16 protein-coding genes and 1 pseudogene are annotated in these 14,952 nt (G+C 67.1%); 11 read left to right on the top strand and 6 right to left on the bottom strand.

Annotation, left to right across the window (positions count from 1 at the left end):
- Nucleotides 1-59: 59 nt before the first annotated feature.
- The 4 genes from AC1D1G_RS05605 to AC1D1G_RS05620 all read left to right on the top strand — a co-directional run bounded on the left by AC1D1G_RS05605 (nt 60) and on the right by AC1D1G_RS05620 (nt 4,276).
- A complete protein-coding gene (locus tag AC1D1G_RS05605; protein WP_317569429.1) occupies nt 60-776 on the top strand; it encodes a TetR/AcrR family transcriptional regulator in 717 nt (238 codons plus the stop codon).
- A gap of 74 nt (nt 777-850) precedes the next feature.
- Entirely contained in the window at nt 851-1,051 is a 201-nt protein-coding gene (locus AC1D1G_RS05610) for a hypothetical protein (RefSeq protein ID WP_317569428.1), read from the top strand.
- A gap of 179 nt (nt 1,052-1,230) precedes the next feature.
- A complete protein-coding gene (locus AC1D1G_RS05615) occupies nt 1,231-2,412 on the top strand; it encodes a zinc-dependent alcohol dehydrogenase (RefSeq protein ID WP_317569427.1) in 1,182 nt (393 codons plus the stop codon).
- A gap of 283 nt (nt 2,413-2,695) precedes the next feature.
- Nucleotides 2,696-4,276: an FAD-binding oxidoreductase gene (locus AC1D1G_RS05620; protein ID WP_317569426.1), complete on the top strand. Its 1,581-nt coding sequence runs from the start codon at nt 2,696-2,698 to the stop codon at nt 4,274-4,276.
- A 13-nt stretch (nt 4,277-4,289) separates the two neighbouring features.
- On the opposite strand, the gene AC1D1G_RS05625 is transcribed toward AC1D1G_RS05620, so the two are convergent.
- Entirely contained in the window at nt 4,290-4,781 is a 492-nt protein-coding gene (locus tag AC1D1G_RS05625) for a MarR family winged helix-turn-helix transcriptional regulator (protein WP_317569425.1), read from the bottom strand.
- Nucleotides 4,782-4,939: 158 nt separating this feature from the next.
- On the opposite strand from AC1D1G_RS05625, the gene AC1D1G_RS05630 reads away from it, so the two are divergent.
- Both AC1D1G_RS05630 and AC1D1G_RS05635 read left to right on the top strand, forming a co-directional pair.
- Nucleotides 4,940-6,421: an aldehyde dehydrogenase family protein gene (locus AC1D1G_RS05630; RefSeq protein ID WP_477951462.1), complete on the top strand. Its 1,482-nt coding sequence runs from the start codon at nt 4,940-4,942 to the stop codon at nt 6,419-6,421.
- Nucleotides 6,422-6,447: 26 nt separating this feature from the next.
- Complete coding sequence (locus AC1D1G_RS05635) at nt 6,448-7,551, top strand: NAD(P)-dependent alcohol dehydrogenase (RefSeq protein ID WP_317569424.1); 1,104 nt, start codon at nt 6,448-6,450, stop codon at nt 7,549-7,551.
- On the opposite strand, the gene AC1D1G_RS05640 is transcribed toward AC1D1G_RS05635, so the two are convergent.
- On the bottom strand, nt 7,552-8,478 hold the full coding sequence (locus tag AC1D1G_RS05640) for an AraC family transcriptional regulator (protein WP_477951463.1): 927 nt from the start codon (nt 8,476-8,478) through the stop codon (nt 7,552-7,554).
- Nucleotides 8,479-8,709: 231 nt separating this feature from the next.
- Here AC1D1G_RS05640 and AC1D1G_RS05645 point away from each other — a divergent pair, with 231 nt between their 5' ends.
- Complete coding sequence (locus AC1D1G_RS05645; protein ID WP_198602205.1) at nt 8,710-8,865, top strand: hypothetical protein; 156 nt, start codon at nt 8,710-8,712, stop codon at nt 8,863-8,865.
- A gap of 233 nt (nt 8,866-9,098) precedes the next feature.
- On the opposite strand, the gene AC1D1G_RS05650 is transcribed toward AC1D1G_RS05645, so the two are convergent.
- The gene (locus AC1D1G_RS05650; protein WP_280779536.1) at nt 9,099-9,350 is read right to left on the bottom strand and encodes a hypothetical protein; all 252 of its coding nucleotides are present in this window, start codon (nt 9,348-9,350) and stop codon (nt 9,099-9,101) included.
- A 22-nt stretch (nt 9,351-9,372) separates the two neighbouring features.
- On the opposite strand from AC1D1G_RS05650, the pseudogene AC1D1G_RS05655 reads away from it, so the two are divergent.
- A pseudogene (locus tag AC1D1G_RS05655) lies at nt 9,373-9,711 on the top strand (class I SAM-dependent methyltransferase); the annotation flags it as partial.
- Between the two features lie 129 nt (nt 9,712-9,840).
- On the opposite strand, the gene AC1D1G_RS05660 reads toward AC1D1G_RS05655, so the two are convergent.
- Both AC1D1G_RS05660 and AC1D1G_RS05665 read right to left on the bottom strand, forming a co-directional pair.
- Nucleotides 9,841-10,131 carry a MerR family transcriptional regulator gene (locus AC1D1G_RS05660; protein ID WP_477951464.1) on the bottom strand — a complete coding sequence of 97 codons (291 nt, stop codon included), beginning with the start codon at nt 10,129-10,131 and terminating at the stop codon, nt 9,841-9,843.
- A gap of 429 nt (nt 10,132-10,560) precedes the next feature.
- The gene (locus AC1D1G_RS05665) at nt 10,561-10,770 is read right to left on the bottom strand and encodes a hypothetical protein (RefSeq protein ID WP_283333122.1); all 210 of its coding nucleotides are present in this window, start codon (nt 10,768-10,770) and stop codon (nt 10,561-10,563) included.
- Nucleotides 10,771-10,978: 208 nt separating this feature from the next.
- Between AC1D1G_RS05665 and AC1D1G_RS05670 the strand changes: the two genes are divergently transcribed.
- Together AC1D1G_RS05670 and AC1D1G_RS05675 are read left to right on the top strand one after the other, a co-directional pair.
- The gene (locus AC1D1G_RS05670) at nt 10,979-11,626 is read left to right on the top strand and encodes a type IV toxin-antitoxin system AbiEi family antitoxin domain-containing protein (protein WP_283333123.1); all 648 of its coding nucleotides are present in this window, start codon (nt 10,979-10,981) and stop codon (nt 11,624-11,626) included.
- Nucleotides 11,623-12,441, top strand: coding sequence for a nucleotidyl transferase AbiEii/AbiGii toxin family protein (locus AC1D1G_RS05675; RefSeq protein WP_477951465.1), 819 nt, complete (start codon nt 11,623-11,625; stop codon nt 12,439-12,441). The genes AC1D1G_RS05670 and AC1D1G_RS05675 overlap by 4 nt, the downstream gene beginning before the upstream one ends.
- Here AC1D1G_RS05675 and AC1D1G_RS05680 read toward each other — a convergent pair.
- A complete protein-coding gene (locus tag AC1D1G_RS05680; RefSeq protein WP_283333126.1) occupies nt 12,438-13,109 on the bottom strand; it encodes a FadR/GntR family transcriptional regulator in 672 nt (223 codons plus the stop codon). The two genes, AC1D1G_RS05675 and AC1D1G_RS05680, sit on opposite strands and share 4 nt — an antisense overlap.
- Before the next feature lie 169 nt (nt 13,110-13,278).
- Between AC1D1G_RS05680 and AC1D1G_RS05685 the strand changes: the two genes are divergently transcribed.
- Nucleotides 13,279-14,940: a bifunctional fumarylacetoacetate hydrolase/alpha/beta hydrolase family protein gene (locus AC1D1G_RS05685; protein ID WP_477951466.1), complete on the top strand. Its 1,662-nt coding sequence runs from the start codon at nt 13,279-13,281 to the stop codon at nt 14,938-14,940.
- Nucleotides 14,941-14,952 lie beyond the last annotated feature (12 nt).

The raw sequence follows: 14,952 nt of genomic DNA on the forward strand, positions 1-14,952 counted from the left end.
ACACAAATCAGTGTATGGTAGACACTATTCCGGATCAAGAGTCGTCCGGAGGAGCGCAGATGGTCACCCAGCCCCGTACCGCCGAGCTGCTGTGGGGATCGCCGGAGAGACCGAAGCGGGGACCGAAACCTGCGCTGAGCCTCGAGCAGATCGTCGCCACCGCGATCTCGATGGCGGATGCCGAGGGCCTCGCCACACTGTCGATGCAGCGCCTCGCCGAAGACCTCGGGTTCACCAAAATGTCCCTCTACCGCTATACCCCCGGCAAGGCGGAGTTGACCGCCCTCATGCTCGATGCCGCTCTCGGACCCGCGCCCGACCTGTCCGAGATCGACGGCGGCTGGCGCGCTGTGCTCCACGAGTGGGCTCTCCGGATGTGGGCGGGCCTGCGGCGGCATCCGTGGGTGGTGGACGTCGCGGTCGGTCCGCGAGTGATGGGCCCGAACGAACTGGACTGGCTCGAATCCGGCCTCGACGCCCTGCGCGACACGGGACTCACCGGCGGGGAACGCCTCGACGCGGTGGTCTTGATCACCGGTCACGTGCGCAGCCTCGCTCAGCAGACGACGGCACCCGACGCCGAAACCGACACACCCGAGAAGTCCCTGAACGCGATCATGACGGGAATCGTCGCCGACCACGCCGACCGCTACCCCCAGGTGACGGCCGCGTTCGCGTCGGCCAGTGCCACCTCCGGGCAGGACGACGCGCTGGAATTCGGCCTGGCCCGCATCTTCGACGGGCTCGCCGCCCTCGTCGCGGCCCGCGCCGGATGACACCCATTCCGCTTGCGGCTCGGCGCTCCTAACGTCATGGGTAGACCACGTCGGAACCCTATCGAGGAGACGTCATGACGATCGACCGAGGACTACTGGCACTGCTCGAGGCCAAGCCGGGCAAGGGCGAAGAACTCGCCGCGTTCCTGGAGCAGGGACGCGCCCTGGCGGCGGAAGAACGGGCACCGTCACCTGGTACGCGTTCAAGGTCAGCGACACGACGTACGGCATCTTCGACACGTTCGAGAACGAGGAAGGCCGGCAGGCGCACCTGACCGGAGCGATCCCCCAGGCACTGGGCGAGGTCGGCCCCGAACTGCTCGCCACCGACCCCGATATTCGTCCCGTCGACGTCATCGCCGTCAAGTAGGCACACCCCCTCGAGCACGGTTTACCTCCATCTCCCGTCGGGCACCCGACTACGGACATCGACCGACGAGAGGTGTGGTTCCCAGTGCGAGCAGTCACGTGGCAAGGCAAACGAAAGGTCAGCGTCGACACCGTCGCCGATCCGAAGATCGAACACCCGACCGACGCCATCATCAAGGTCACGACAACGAACATCTGCGGCTCCGATCTGCACCTGTACGAAACTCTCGGCCCGTTCATGGGAGAAGGGGACATCCTCGGCCACGAACCGATGGGGATCGTCGAGGAGGTCGGCTCGGCGGCGGGCGACCTGAAGGTCGGCGACCGCGTCGTGATTCCGTTCCAGATCTCGTGCGGCGACTGTTTCATGTGCAACTTGCAGCTGTACACCCAGTGCGAGACGACGCAGGTCCGCGAGCAGGGCATGGGAGCGGCGTTGTTCGGTTTCTCCAAGCTCTACGGCGAGGTGCCGGGAGGACAAGCCGAGTACCTGCGCGTCCCCCAAGCCCAGTTCACCCACGTGAAAGTCCCCGAGGGCCCACCGGATTCCCGATTCGTCTACCTGTCCGATGTGCTGCCCACGGCGTGGCAGTCGGTCGAGTACGCCGCGATCCCCGAGGGCGGGTCGGTCACCGTGCTCGGCCTCGGACCGATCGGAGACATGGCGGCGCGCATCGCCCATCGCAAGGGTGCACGGGTCATCGCGGTCGACAACGTCCCCGAACGCCTTGCTCGCGCCAAGGCCCGGGGCATCGAAACCCTGGACCTGGACGAGCACGGCGGCGATCTCGCCGATGTCATCCGCGACGCGACCGACGGTCGCGGCACCGACTCGGTGATCGACGCGGTCGGCATGGAGGCGCACGGTTCACCGATCGGCAAGCTCGCCCAGCAGATCGTCGGGTACCTGCCCGATGCGGTGGCGGCGCCGCTCATGCAGAAGGCCGGTGTCGACCGACTCGGCGCGCTGTATTCGGCGATCGACATCGTCCGCCGCGGGGGAACCATTTCCATCATCGGCGTCTACGGCGGCATGGCCGACCCGATTCCCATGCTCACGTTGTTCGACAAGCAGATTCAGCTGCGCATGGGCCAGGCCAACATCAAGAAGTGGGTGGACGACATCATGCCGCTCCTCGGCGACGACGACCCACTCGGCGTCGACACCTTCGCCACCCACGAACTCCCCCTCGAACAGGCACCCCACGCCTACGAGATCTTCCAGAAGAAGCAGGACGGTGCGGTGAAGATCCAGCTCAAACCCTGAACGACGCAGACGCAAGCGGCGGTGGCCGGGATCCCGTGACGGGTGGCCCGGTCACCGCCGCCGTTTTGCGCAAACCGGATAGGCCGTCGCCCGAGCATCCCCCTGACCAGCACGGATACGGCGAAGTCCGCGTCCCACCTCTCGGCGTGTAGCGGATTGCCCAGCGCAGTGACGCCCCTCACACTTGCAAGCAAGGAAACCTGATATTCAGCGAACAGCTGTCGCAGGTCTTGCGTACGACCCGGCCGCATCGAGGCGGCCGCCGAACGAGGAGCAGTCAAGAATGACGCGAACCCTTCCCCTTGGCGTTTCCGACGAGCGATTCGACGCGGCGCTCCAGCGCTTCCGCGACGTCGTGGGTGACAAGTGGGTCCTGTCGACCGCAGACGAACTCGAAGCGTTCCGCGACCCGTACCCGGTCGGCGCCGCCGAGGCCAACATGCCGTCGGCCGTCGTCTCACCGGAGTCGACCGAGCAGGTCCAGGACATCGTCCGGATCGCCAACGAGTACGGCATCCCCCTCTCCCCGGTCTCGACCGGAAAGAACAACGGTTACGGCGGCGCCGCCCCGAGGCTGTCGGGTTCGGTGATCGTCAAGACCGGCGAGCGGATGAACCGAATCCTCGAAGTCAACGAGAAGTACGGTTACGCACTGCTCGAACCCGGGGTCACCTACTTCGACCTGTACGAATACCTCCAGAGCCATGATTCCGGACTGATGCTCGACTGCCCCGACCTGGGATGGGGCAGCGTGGTGGGAAACACCTTGGACCGCGGCGTCGGGTACACCCCGTACGGCGATCACTTCATGTGGCAGACGGGACTGGAAGTGGTTCTGCCGCAGGGCGATGTGATGCGCACCGGCATGGGCGCACTGCCCGGCAGCGACGCGTGGCAGTTGTTCCCCTACGGGTTCGGCCCCTTCCCGGACGGCATGTTCACCCAGTCGAATCTCGGGATCGTCACCAAGATGGGGATCGCCCTGATGCAGCGGCCGCCCGCGTCGCAGTCGTTCCTGATCACCTTCGACAAGGAGGAGGATCTGGAGCAGATCGTCGACATCATGCTGCCGCTGCGCATCAATATGGCTCCGCTGCAGAATGTTCCGGTGCTACGCAATATCTTCATGGACGCGGCGGCGGTGTCGAAGCGCACCGAGTGGTTCGACGGGGACGGGCCGATGCCGGCCGAGGCGATCGAGAGGATGAAGAAGGATCTCGATCTCGGCTTCTGGAACTTCTACGGCACCCTGTACGGACCTCCGCCGCTGATCGAGATGTACTACGGGATGATCAAGGAGGCGTTCGGGAAGATTCCCGGTGCCCGCTTCTTCACACACGAGGAACGCGACGACCGCGGTGGACATGTGTTGCAGGACAGGCACAAGATCAACAACGGCATCCCCAGCCTGGACGAACTGCAGCTCCTGGACTGGGTACCCAACGGCGGGCACATCGGATTCTCCCCGGTGTCGGCGCCGGACGGGCGCGAGGCGATGAAGCAGTTCGAGATGGTGCGCGCTCGCGCCGACGAATACGCCAAGGACTACGCGGCGCAATTCATCATCGGGCTCCGCGAGATGCACCACGTGTGCCTGTTCATCTACGACACGGCGATCCCCGATGCTCGTGAGGAAATCCTGCAGATGACGAAGGTCCTCGTCCGCGAGGCCGCCGAAGCGGGTTACGGCGAATACCGCACCCACAACGCCCTGATGGACGACGTGATGGCGACGTTCGACTGGGGCGACGGTGCGCTGCTGAAGTTCCACGAGAAGATCAAGGACGCCCTCGACCCCAACGGCATCATCGCGCCCGGCAAGTCCGGTGTGTGGCCGCAGCGGTTCCGTGGCCAGAACCTCTGACACGCCACGCGCCTCAGCGCGCGGGCGTCTCGGCCAGGGCGGTCCGGCAGCGGCCGAGGTATCCGCGGAACGCCTCGCGCTGACGAACACTCATGTCGGCGAGCATCTGTTCCTCCAGCCCGCAGATGCTCGCGTCATACTCGGCGAGAAGGTCCAGGGCCTCCGGGGTGAGGCTGGTGAGCATGCGGCGACGATTGGCGGGGTCGACGCGCCTGGTCACCAGTCCGCGGCGTTCCAGCGCGGAGAGCATCTCGCCCATCGTCTGCGCGGTGACGAAGGAGTTTCGTGCCAGTTCGGCGGACGACAACCCGTCGCGCCGGCGCAGGACGGTCAGCGCCGTGTACTGCAGCGCGGTGATGCCCATCGGCCGCAGCAGGGCATCCATGTGGGATCGGATCGCCAGTTCGACCTGCTTGATCGCGTACAGCAGGGTCGGCGAGGAGTCGTGCGCGTACTCCCCGTCGAACGGTGTCTCATCGATCTCGTCCGGAAGATCCGCCGTCATCGCCCACTTCTCCCCGCGCCTCGAGCTCGAGGCCCACGAACTCGGACCTCAGGTTTCCTGACCATCTTAGGTCGCCCGAGCCGGGTTCGACCGCAACGACGAACACAAGGAACCCTGCCGAATACGGTCGGCAGCTCACACGAAGCGAAGGCAGCGACATGACAGTCACCGACGACACCGCCGTCATCACCCGCCCGCAGATCGGGCCACGCCAGCTGTTCATCGACGGGCAGTGGCGCGAGGCCGGTGCCGGGGAACGATTCGAGATCGTCGACCCCTCCACCGGGAAGCCTGTCACCACCGTCGCCGAGGCGGACGCGGACGATCTCGACTCCGCCGTACGCGCCGCACGTGCCGCGTTCGACGACGGCCGCTGGTCGGGACTGCCGGGCCGCGAACGGGCCCGGATCCTGCTCCGCGTCGCTGCGCTCGTCCGCGAACGGGCCGACGAGATCGTCGCCGTCGAGAGCGTCGACGTCGGCAAACCCGTCTCCCTGTGCCGACCGGTCGACGTGATGACCACCGCCGAGCAGTACGAGTACTGCGCCGCGCTCGCGCAGACCGCGGGCGGCTCGAACCGGGAGACTCCACTCGACGCCCACGCCTACACTCGCCGCGAACCGCTCGGGGTCGTCGGCGCCATCACCCCGTTCAACTTCCCCCTGATCCTCAGTACGTCGAAGATCGCACCCGCCCTCGCGGCCGGGAACACCGTGGTCCACAAGCCCGCAGAGGACACTCCGCTCAGCGCGCTGCTGATGGCGGAGATCCTCACCGAGGCAGGGGTTCCCGCGGGCGTGGTCAACGTCGTCACAGGGAAGGGGTCGACCGTCGGCGAGGCCCTGTTGCAGCACAGGGGGATCGACAAGATCGCGTTCACCGGATCGACGGCGGTCGGCCGGCACGCCGCGAGCGTCGCCGGAGAGAACCTCACACCCGTCACCATGGAACTCGGCGGCAACGCCGCGCACATCGTCTTCGAGGACGCCGACGTGGACAAGGCGATCGGCGCGATCATCAAAGGCTTCGTGTTCAACACCGGACAGTTCTGCATGGGCGGGCCGCGACTGCTGGTCGCCCGCCCGCTCTACGAGACGGTGCTCGGGATCCTCGGTCAGGCCGTTCCCGGTGTGACGGTTGGTGACCCGTTCGACCCGGCCACCGTCGTCGGACCGATGGCCGGGGACAAGCACGTGCGGAAGGTCGAAGAGTACGTGCAGATCGCCCGCGCCGACGGTGGCCGCATCGTCGCCGGCGGCGMACGACTCGACCTGGGCGGCGGCTACTACTACAAGCCGACCGTGATCGCCGACCTGCCCAACACCTCCCGCGTCGTGCAGGAGGAAATCTTCGGGCCGGTGCTCACCGTGCAACCGTTCGACACCGAGGACGAGGCGATCGCGCTGGCCAACAGCACCGAATACGGACTCGCCTCGGGGCTGCAGACGTCGAACGTCGCACGGGCCCATCGGGTCGCAGCCCGGTTGCAGGCCGGCATCGTGTGGGTCAACGACTGGGCGATGCTCGACCCGGCGGTCCCGTTCGGCGGCGTGAAGAACTCCGGATTCGGCCGCGAATACGGCCCGGAGGCCCTCGAGTCGTATTCCAAGGTCAAGTCCGTCGTCATCTCCCTCGCCTAGAGCGCACCCACCTTTCAGGAGCATCCATGACCACCAGCACCACTGCCGCCGTCGTCGAAACCGGCGGAGCGAAGTTCACCGTGTCCACCGTCGACCTCGACGAGCCACGCCCCGACGAGATCCTCGTTCGTCTCGTCGCCGCGGGCCTGTGCCACACCGACCTCGGCGTCGCCTCGGGCGCGTTGCCGTTCCCGCTGCCCGGCGTGCTCGGGCACGAGGGAGCCGGGATCGTCGAGAAGGTCGGCGCCGGCGTGACGACGGTCGACGTCGGTGATCACGTCCTCCTGTCGTTCAGCTCGTGCGGCTCGTGCGGGAACTGCCGCGACGGGCATCCGGCCTACTGCGCAACGTGGTTGCCGCTCAACCTGATCGGGGGCGGGCGCGCCGACGGCACCAGCCCCGTCAGTCGCGGCGGCGAGGCGATCGGTGGGCACTTCTTCGGGCAGTCCTCCTTCGCGCACCATGCCGTCGTCGACGCGCGCAGTGCGGTCAAGGTCGACCCGGACGCCCCACTGGACGTACTGGCGCCGCTGGGGTGCGGTGTGCAGACCGGTGTCGGGGCGGTGTGGAACGTGCTGAAGCCCCGCCCGGGGCAGACCGTGCTCGTCACGGGGGCGGGCGCCGTCGGGTTGTCGGCGGTGATGGCCGCGGCTCTGACCCCGGCGTCGAAGGTGATCGTCGTCGACCGGGTTCCGGCGCGGCTCGATCTCGCCCGCGAACTCGGCGCGACCCAGGTGATCAACGCCGCCGAGGTCGACACCGCCGAGGAACTGGCGAAGATCGTTCCCGGCGGCGTCGACGGCGCGGTCGAGACCACCGGCAACGTCGGGGTGCTGCGGACCGCGATCGACGCGCTCGCACCTCGCGGCACCGCCGTCATCGTCGGCGCACCGGCATTCGGCACCGAGGTGCCGGTCGACGTCAACGCCATGATCCCGGGCCGCACCCTCGTCGGTCTGACGCTGGGCGACAGCGAAACCCAGACGCTCATCCCCGTTCTCGTCGACCTCGTGAAGTCGGGCCGGCTGCCGATCGACCGCCTCATCACCCACTACGGTTTCGACGACATCAACACCGCCGTCGCGGACATGACCAGCGGTGCCTCGATCAAACCGGTTCTCCGGTTCTGATCATCGAGAAGTTGTCGAACGCAGTGCCGCAGAGGGGCTTTCACCGAACATCTCGCGGTACTGCCCGGCGAAGCGACCCAGGTGGTTGAAACCCCACCGGTACGCGATCTCGGCGACGCCTGCCGTCTCGGGATCGGCCGTCAGCAGGTCGCCACGGACCTTCCGCAGCCGGAGGTCCCGTAGATAGCGCATCGGGGTGGTCTGCAACGACGTCTGGAAGCCGTGCTGCAGCGCCCGCAGACTCACCCCGACCGCGCCAGCGATCTCGAGGGCGGTCAACGGCTCGTCCGCGTGCGCCTCGATGTACTGCTTGGCGTGCTCGACGGCAGCCGGGCAGGCGGGGGCGACGGTTGCCGCCAACTGCTCGCTGTAGTCGTGCCGCGATGCCAGGAGCAGCGACACGATCACGCTCTGCGTCAGCGGCGCCAGCAGTAGCGGGTGGCGGAAGAGGGCGTCGGTGTCACGCAGTTGCACCGACAGGGCCCGCATCACGGACCACCACTGCTGCCCGTGTCCGGTGGTGATGTCCAACGCGAGGTCGAAGGCGATCGGATTGCGGATCGGGCGTCCGAGGAGCAGCGCGAGTTGCTCCTCGACGGCGCGGCGTTCGATCTTCATTCCCAGGATCCGCCGGGTCTCCTGCCCCCAGCCCTGGAGCACCGATCCGCGGTCCGCGCGGTACACGGCGGCGCACGACGGGGTCGCGATGATCCGGTCGGCGCCCGAACTCGTCTTCAACCGGCCGCTCACCGGCACATTGACCTGGTACCAGTCCTGGAGTTTGCCGGTTTCGATCTCGACCTCGGTGTCGTAAGACAGCCAGCCCATCGTGACGGGGCCCAACTCGGCGGCATCGAGGTGTATGCCGAAGCTCTGCTGATCACCGAGAACTTCCACGGAGTGCGGGTAGAACAGTCGCCCACCCACGTGACGCGCCTCTTCGACGTCTCGGCTGACGAGAGAGACAGACGCTGGGCCGCCGACAGAGGTGGACATCCCACAATGAGACCAGAGTCACACCCCAATTGCAAGGTTTCCTTAGCTTGAGGTCTGTCAAGGACAGTCTTCGAACCGTCCGGTTGGGTAGTACCCGGACCCGCGGGCCCGGGGGCATACTTGGCCGGCTCGGGGGTTTCCGCAGACGATACGGAGAAACTGATGCTCGACCGGCTGTACGCCGCTGTCCTCGCCGTCGCCGGCCTCGGCTACGGGGGATACATCCTCCTCGACGAGCTGACCGGCAGCTCGGACACACCCGGCGAGGACGACCATCACCTCCGCCGAGAATTCTCCGAACCGGTCTCAACGGCATAACCGCTGCGTGGGACGGCGGGAAACAGTCCCCGCGTCTCGTGCGCCTCCACTGCCGACCGTATCCGGCTTCGCCGCGCATCCTCGGGGCGCCCCACCGGCGAAGTTCAACCTCAACGACCCGCCGCAGCACCGGTCAGGTCCACGCCAGCCAGCCCGTCTTGCGTGGTGAACTAGGGGTATGACCTCACCGCCGGTCCGAGCGCCGGAGAACGCAACCGAGAGACCGCCGTCACCTACGACAGGCAGGAGAACCATGTCGATCCCCCGACCCCGACCCACGGGTCATCAGCTTGGATGCAATGCGCGGGAAGCGGACCGATGATCTGCTCTCGGGTGACCTCCCGATCGCTGCGCTGTTCGACCGCCCCGGTGACCCCATAGCATGCGATCTTCTCGTCGAGGACGCGCTCACCGCACATATGCGCGGCTCGGGCAGCCTCGGGTGCGGTGAGATGTTGCTCGCCGACCGGGTGAGCAGCGGTCACACGATTCTGGTTTGACCATGTCGCGTTCGACCACCGTGTGACTGTCTGCGATATCGCTGCCGTCCCGCTCGACGACGCATCCGCCGACATCGCGATCCTGTCGTTGGCACTGATGGGCAAGAACCACGCCGACTACGTCCGCGAAACGCACCGGATTCTCCCGGTCGAGGGGCATCTGTGGCTCTGTGAGCCGACCTCCAGCATCGGTTCGGATGAGGCGCGACTCCGAGATGTCCTGTCCGGATTTGGCTTCGACCTGTATCGCGTGCAGGTCGAGGGCCAGTTCACGTTTGCGCGTGCCGTCAAGTCGGACAATGCTCCCCGCGACGTCACCGCGCCGATCAAGCTACGCGCCCAATGAATTCGCCGCGAGGGTCGACCAATGGGCCTGCCAGGCCCCCTGCGCCACCTACTTGGTATTTCTGGATAGGGATCGACAACCGGCGACAACGAATCGTCTATCGATCTGTCTGATTCATCAGACGGTGTTTCAGCTGATTACGGGGCCGGGCCCGTCCGACTTGGGGCGGTGGGGGTGCTGGAGTTCAGCATTGATACGTCGGGCCTCGGCGAGTTGGTCTTCGAGGATGATGATGCGGCACGCGGAATCGAGYGCGGTGCCCTGGTCGATCAGTTCGCGGGCTCGGGCGGCGAGACGCAGCTGGTAWCGGGAGTAGCGGCGRTGGCCGCCSTCYGAKCGTCCGGGGGTGAGCAGCTTCGCGGCGTCGAGGCTGCGCAGGAATGCCTGYGTCACGCCGAGGATCTCGGCGGCGTGACCCATGCTGTAGGCCGGGTAGTCCTCGTCGTCGARCTTCCCGGCMGSGYYWCGGTCGGGCGAATCTTCCKGAATGGGGTGACACCTTTCCAACGGACAGGGCCCCCGGCGCCGTGAGGCACCGGGGGCCGGAGCGGGTTTCACTTCCTTATTCACTGCACTTCTTCCGGCTGTCGGGCCTTAGTGCTGCCCGGCCGCCGATCGGAAAGTGCCGGGGCCTTACACACTCACATCAACCCTTGCCCGGCACATCCTGGTCTTGCGGTACTTCTCTGCGGGCAGTTCATTCTCTCCCGCACCTCGTGAACTCTTACCTTGCGACGAGAGGAACTCTACAACAGCGTCCCCTCAATGTCTACAGTCATCACTATAGAAATTCTGGAGTTGGTTGACCAGGGATTTCACACGCTCCGGGAGGCACGCTGGTTCCGCCCGTCAACGTCGACGGGCACCACTTTCGACGTCCGCACGGATCACGACCAACGGCGACTCCCCGACTGCCACCGGGGTGACACCGTGTGCGGGCGCCTTGGCCGCGTGGTGGTCGTAGGTGACGTGGTCGGCAAGCCGCCGGCCGACCGAGAGGAACCCCAGTGCCGACACCCGAACCCAACGAACAGACCGGCCGGCCGGAGTCATGGTCATGCCCGGCATCGCCGCCGACGCCCGGGTCCGCGACCTGACCGCCGAGCAGCGCGGGCAGATCACCGACACGATCGCCGCGACGAGCCAGCGATAAGGGACGTGTATCTCCGAGCACGCGCCGCCCACTGAGTGCCCTCCCCTTTGCTTTCGTACTGGACGTTTCGTGGGCTTTAACCCTACGAAACGCACACGCAGAGGAGGTGGGGTCGTGGCACCCGCGCACAGCACCGCCGTACCCGCCGCCTTGGCCCGCCGGCCCTTGCGCACCTTCCGCCCCCAAGACGCCACCGACGTCTACGCCCACCCCCGCCCWGAACTCGCCCGCCTGGTCACACGCGGCGTCCTGCACCGCGCCGCCCCCGGCTACTACATCGTGATCCCCCCGGAACAGGCCGGGCGACCCTGGATCCCGAACCTCGAAGCCACCGCCGCCGGAATCGCCGCCGCGATCTACGGACCCGATCACGCGATCGTGATGGGCATCAGCGCCGCCCGCCTCCACCACGCGATCCCTCGTGCGTTGGCCACCGCGGTCGTCGCCGTCCCCCGCCGGCACCGGACCATCACCCTCACCGACAGGACCGCCACCATCCGGTTCCTCCGCCGCGACACCCCCGAACTCGACGCCGAACGCCTCAATACCCCCCTCGGGCCGGCACTGGTGACCACCCCGGAACAGACCGTCCTCGACCTGGCACGCTGGCCGGCCCTCGGCGACGCCGAAAACGAAATCCCCGCCGCCGTCACCTCGCTCTATCAGCGCAGCGACCGCGAACGCCTTAACACCCTCGCCGCCGAGCAGGGACTGACCGCAGCCCTCACCCGCGCCGAAACCTGGGTGCAGGCAGCCTCGTGAACCTCGACGAACGCGACCGTGTCACCGACCTGTTCGGCGGCACCGCCCTCGCCCGAACACACTTCCCCAATGGAAGATTGAGTGAGGACATCGACCTCATCGCCCTCGACCCACGGCGCGGTACCCTGGCCGCCGACCTCGACGCGGCGCTCCCGAGAGCATTGCAACGCGCCTACGGTCGCCTCGAATGGGCGCCCCCGCTCAGCGCCGGATCGAGCGTGGACGCCGCCACCCTCCACACCACCAGTGGCCTCGCGGTGAAAATCCAACTCCTCGCCTCCACCGACCGCACCCTCTGGCCCACCGAACCCCGCACCCTCATCCAGCGCTACAGCGACGCCCCACCCGCCCGGCTCCTCGTGCCCACCCTGCCCGCGTTCGCCGCCTCCAAAACCGCCACCTGGTGCGACCGCGCCGCCGCCCGCGACCTCTGGGACCTGTGGGCACTGGCCAACATCGGCGCCATCAACCCCCACACCGCAGCACTGTTTCGCAAACACGGGCCGACCGGGAAAAACCCCGGCACCTACGTCTTCACCCCCCGCCCAGCGACAACGAATGGCACACGCAACTCGCCAGCCAAACCCGACTCACCATCACCGCCACCGACGCCCTCCACACCGTCCGCACCGCATGGAACCACCTCACACCCCACCCCTGACCACCTCCCCCACCCCACGCGCACGGGCGACGCCTCTCCGATGCACCAGAATCAGATCCACCGAATTTCGGATAGGCCCCACACTCTCGGATGCGACGGTTTCGCTCCACGGACAGAAATGACACCTTGCCTGGACGCCGTGTGGTGCGGTTAGGCGTTGTCTCCCAGCAGGGTCGTGCGGACGTGCCGCAGATGCACGCGCATCGCGGTGCGGGCGCTGTCCGGATCCCGGTCGGCGATGGCGTCGACGATGTCCTCGTGCTCGCCGCAGTATTCGCGGTGCAGTTCGGGGTTGAAGGTGCGTTTCTTCAGCCCGCCCCAGATCGGTTGTTGACGGCTGTCGATGAGGAGCTGGCTGACCCCGATCAGGACGATGTTGTGGGTGGCGAGCGCGAAGCTGTGGTGCAGCGCGGTGTCCCATCGTTCGAACTCTTCCGAGGATCGGGCGCCGTCGCCGCCGCGCAGGCAGCGCCGCATTTCCTCGATGTCGTCACGGGTCGCTGCTGCCACGGCGAGTGGGAGCAGTTCCGGTTCGAGGATGAGCCGCGAGCTCATGATCTCGCTGGGGCTGGGATGGTTCGCCGTCTCCGGGTCGACGGATTCCCGCGGGGCGAGGAACGTGCCCCGGCCGACGTAACGCACCACGGTTCCCCGGTGTTCGAGGTCCTCGAGGACGGACCGGACCACGGCACGGCTGACACCGGCGTCGGCGGCGAGTTCCCGCTCGGTCGGCAGCTTGTCCCCCGGGCCCAACTGCCGCTCGGCGACGACGGCTTCGATGTGCCGCAGAGCAGCCGCTGTAGGTCCCACAGCCAGGGTCACAACAACTCCTCTCGACGAACCAATTCGAACCAATTATAGGGGCATGGTCAACAGCTTCTCCGCCAACACGGCGAAAAATCAAGTGTTGACGATCACACCGTTCTCTACCTATCGTAACCAATACGAACCGCAACCCGGTTTGGTTCACATTGGTTTTACAGGAGGTCTCATGCGCTTCGCGCGGATTCAAGGTAAGAACGGCGCGGTCGTCTGCGCTGTGGACGCGAACGGAGCTGCACTGCCCGTGCAGTTCGGTGACACCGGTGCCCCAGTGCGCGAGCTGCAGGAGATCATCGCCGGCGGCCGGGCCGCACTCGGCCGGCTGAGCACCAGCACCCCCGCCGAGGGCGGAAAGCTGCTCGCCCCCATCACCCCGCACCGCAACGTGTTCTGCGTCGGCCGGAACTACTCCGAGCACGCCGCCGAGTTCGCCAAGAGCGGGTTCGACGCGACCGGCTCCGCGGACGGCCAGCACGTGCCCCAGTACCCGGTGGTCTTCACCAAGCCCGCCGCCACGGTCATCGCCTCCGGCGACCCGGTCGACCCGCACACCGACATCACCTCGGCCCTGGACTACGAGGGCGAGATCGGTATCATCATCGGCAAGCGCGCCTCCAAGGTCAGCCGCGACGACGCGATGGACTACGTGTGGGGCTACACCCTCATCAACGACGTCACCGCCCGCGACCTGCAGCGCGACCACAAGCAGTGGTTCATCGGCAAGTCCCTCGACACGTTCTGCCCGCTCGGCCCCTGGGCCGTCACCGCGGACGAGATCGACATCAACGACCTGCAGCTGCAGACCCGGGTCAACGGCGAGCTCCGGCAGGACACCAACACCGCCCAGCTCATCTTCGACGTGCCCACCATCATCGAATCCCTCTCGGCCGGCATCACCCTCGAACCCGGTGACGTGATCGCCACCGGCACCCCGGTCGGTGTCGGTATCGGCTTCGACCCGCCGAAGTACCTGGTCGAGGGCGACGAGGTGATCGTCTCCGCACCCGGCCTCGGCGAGCTGCGCAACAGCATCGGCATTCCGGCCCCGGTGGACCACCTCACCCCGGTCGGCACCAGCGAGCTGTTCGTCGAGAAGACCGGCAGCGGACCCGCGGTCGTGCTGATCCACGGCCTCGGCGGTGCGACCACCGTGTACGAGCCGCAGGTCGCGACGCTCGCCGAAACCCACACCGTGCTGCGCTACGACCTGTCCGGTCACGGCCGCTCCCCGTTCGCCGGTCCCGCGAGCATCGACAACTGGGTCGAGGAGTTGCGCGAGTTGCTCGACGCCGAGGGCATCGAGCAGACCGCCCTGGTCGCGCACTCGATGGGCACCCTGGTCGCGAACACCTTTGCCGCCAAGTACCCGCAGCGTGTCAGCAAGGTCGCGCTCCTCGGCGCGGTCCGCGCTCAGCCGGAGGCAGCCAAAACCGCCACCCGCGCCCGCGCCCGCACCGTCCGCGAAGGCGGCATGTCCGCCGTCGCCGACACCATCGTCGCAGCGGCGCTGTCGCAGGAAACGCACAGCACCCGCCCGTCGTCGGTGGCCCTGGTCCGCGAACTGCTGCTCGGCCAGAACCCCGAGGGCTACGCAAGCGCCTGCGAGGCCCTCGCCGCCGCCGTCGAACCCGACTTCTCCTCGATCGACGTCCCGATTCTGCTGCTCACCGGCGACGAGGACAAGGTCAGCCCGGTCGCGGTCAACGACGAACTGCTCTCGATCTACCCCAACGCCCAGAAGCACGTGCTCGACGGGGTGGGCCACTGGCACTCCCTCGAAGATCCCAGTGCTGTCACCAACCGGCTCCAGGAATTCCTGACCAAGCCCTGAGCTTCTCCCACG

This window comes from Rhodococcus sp. P3_B8 (genome assembly GCF_056402775.1).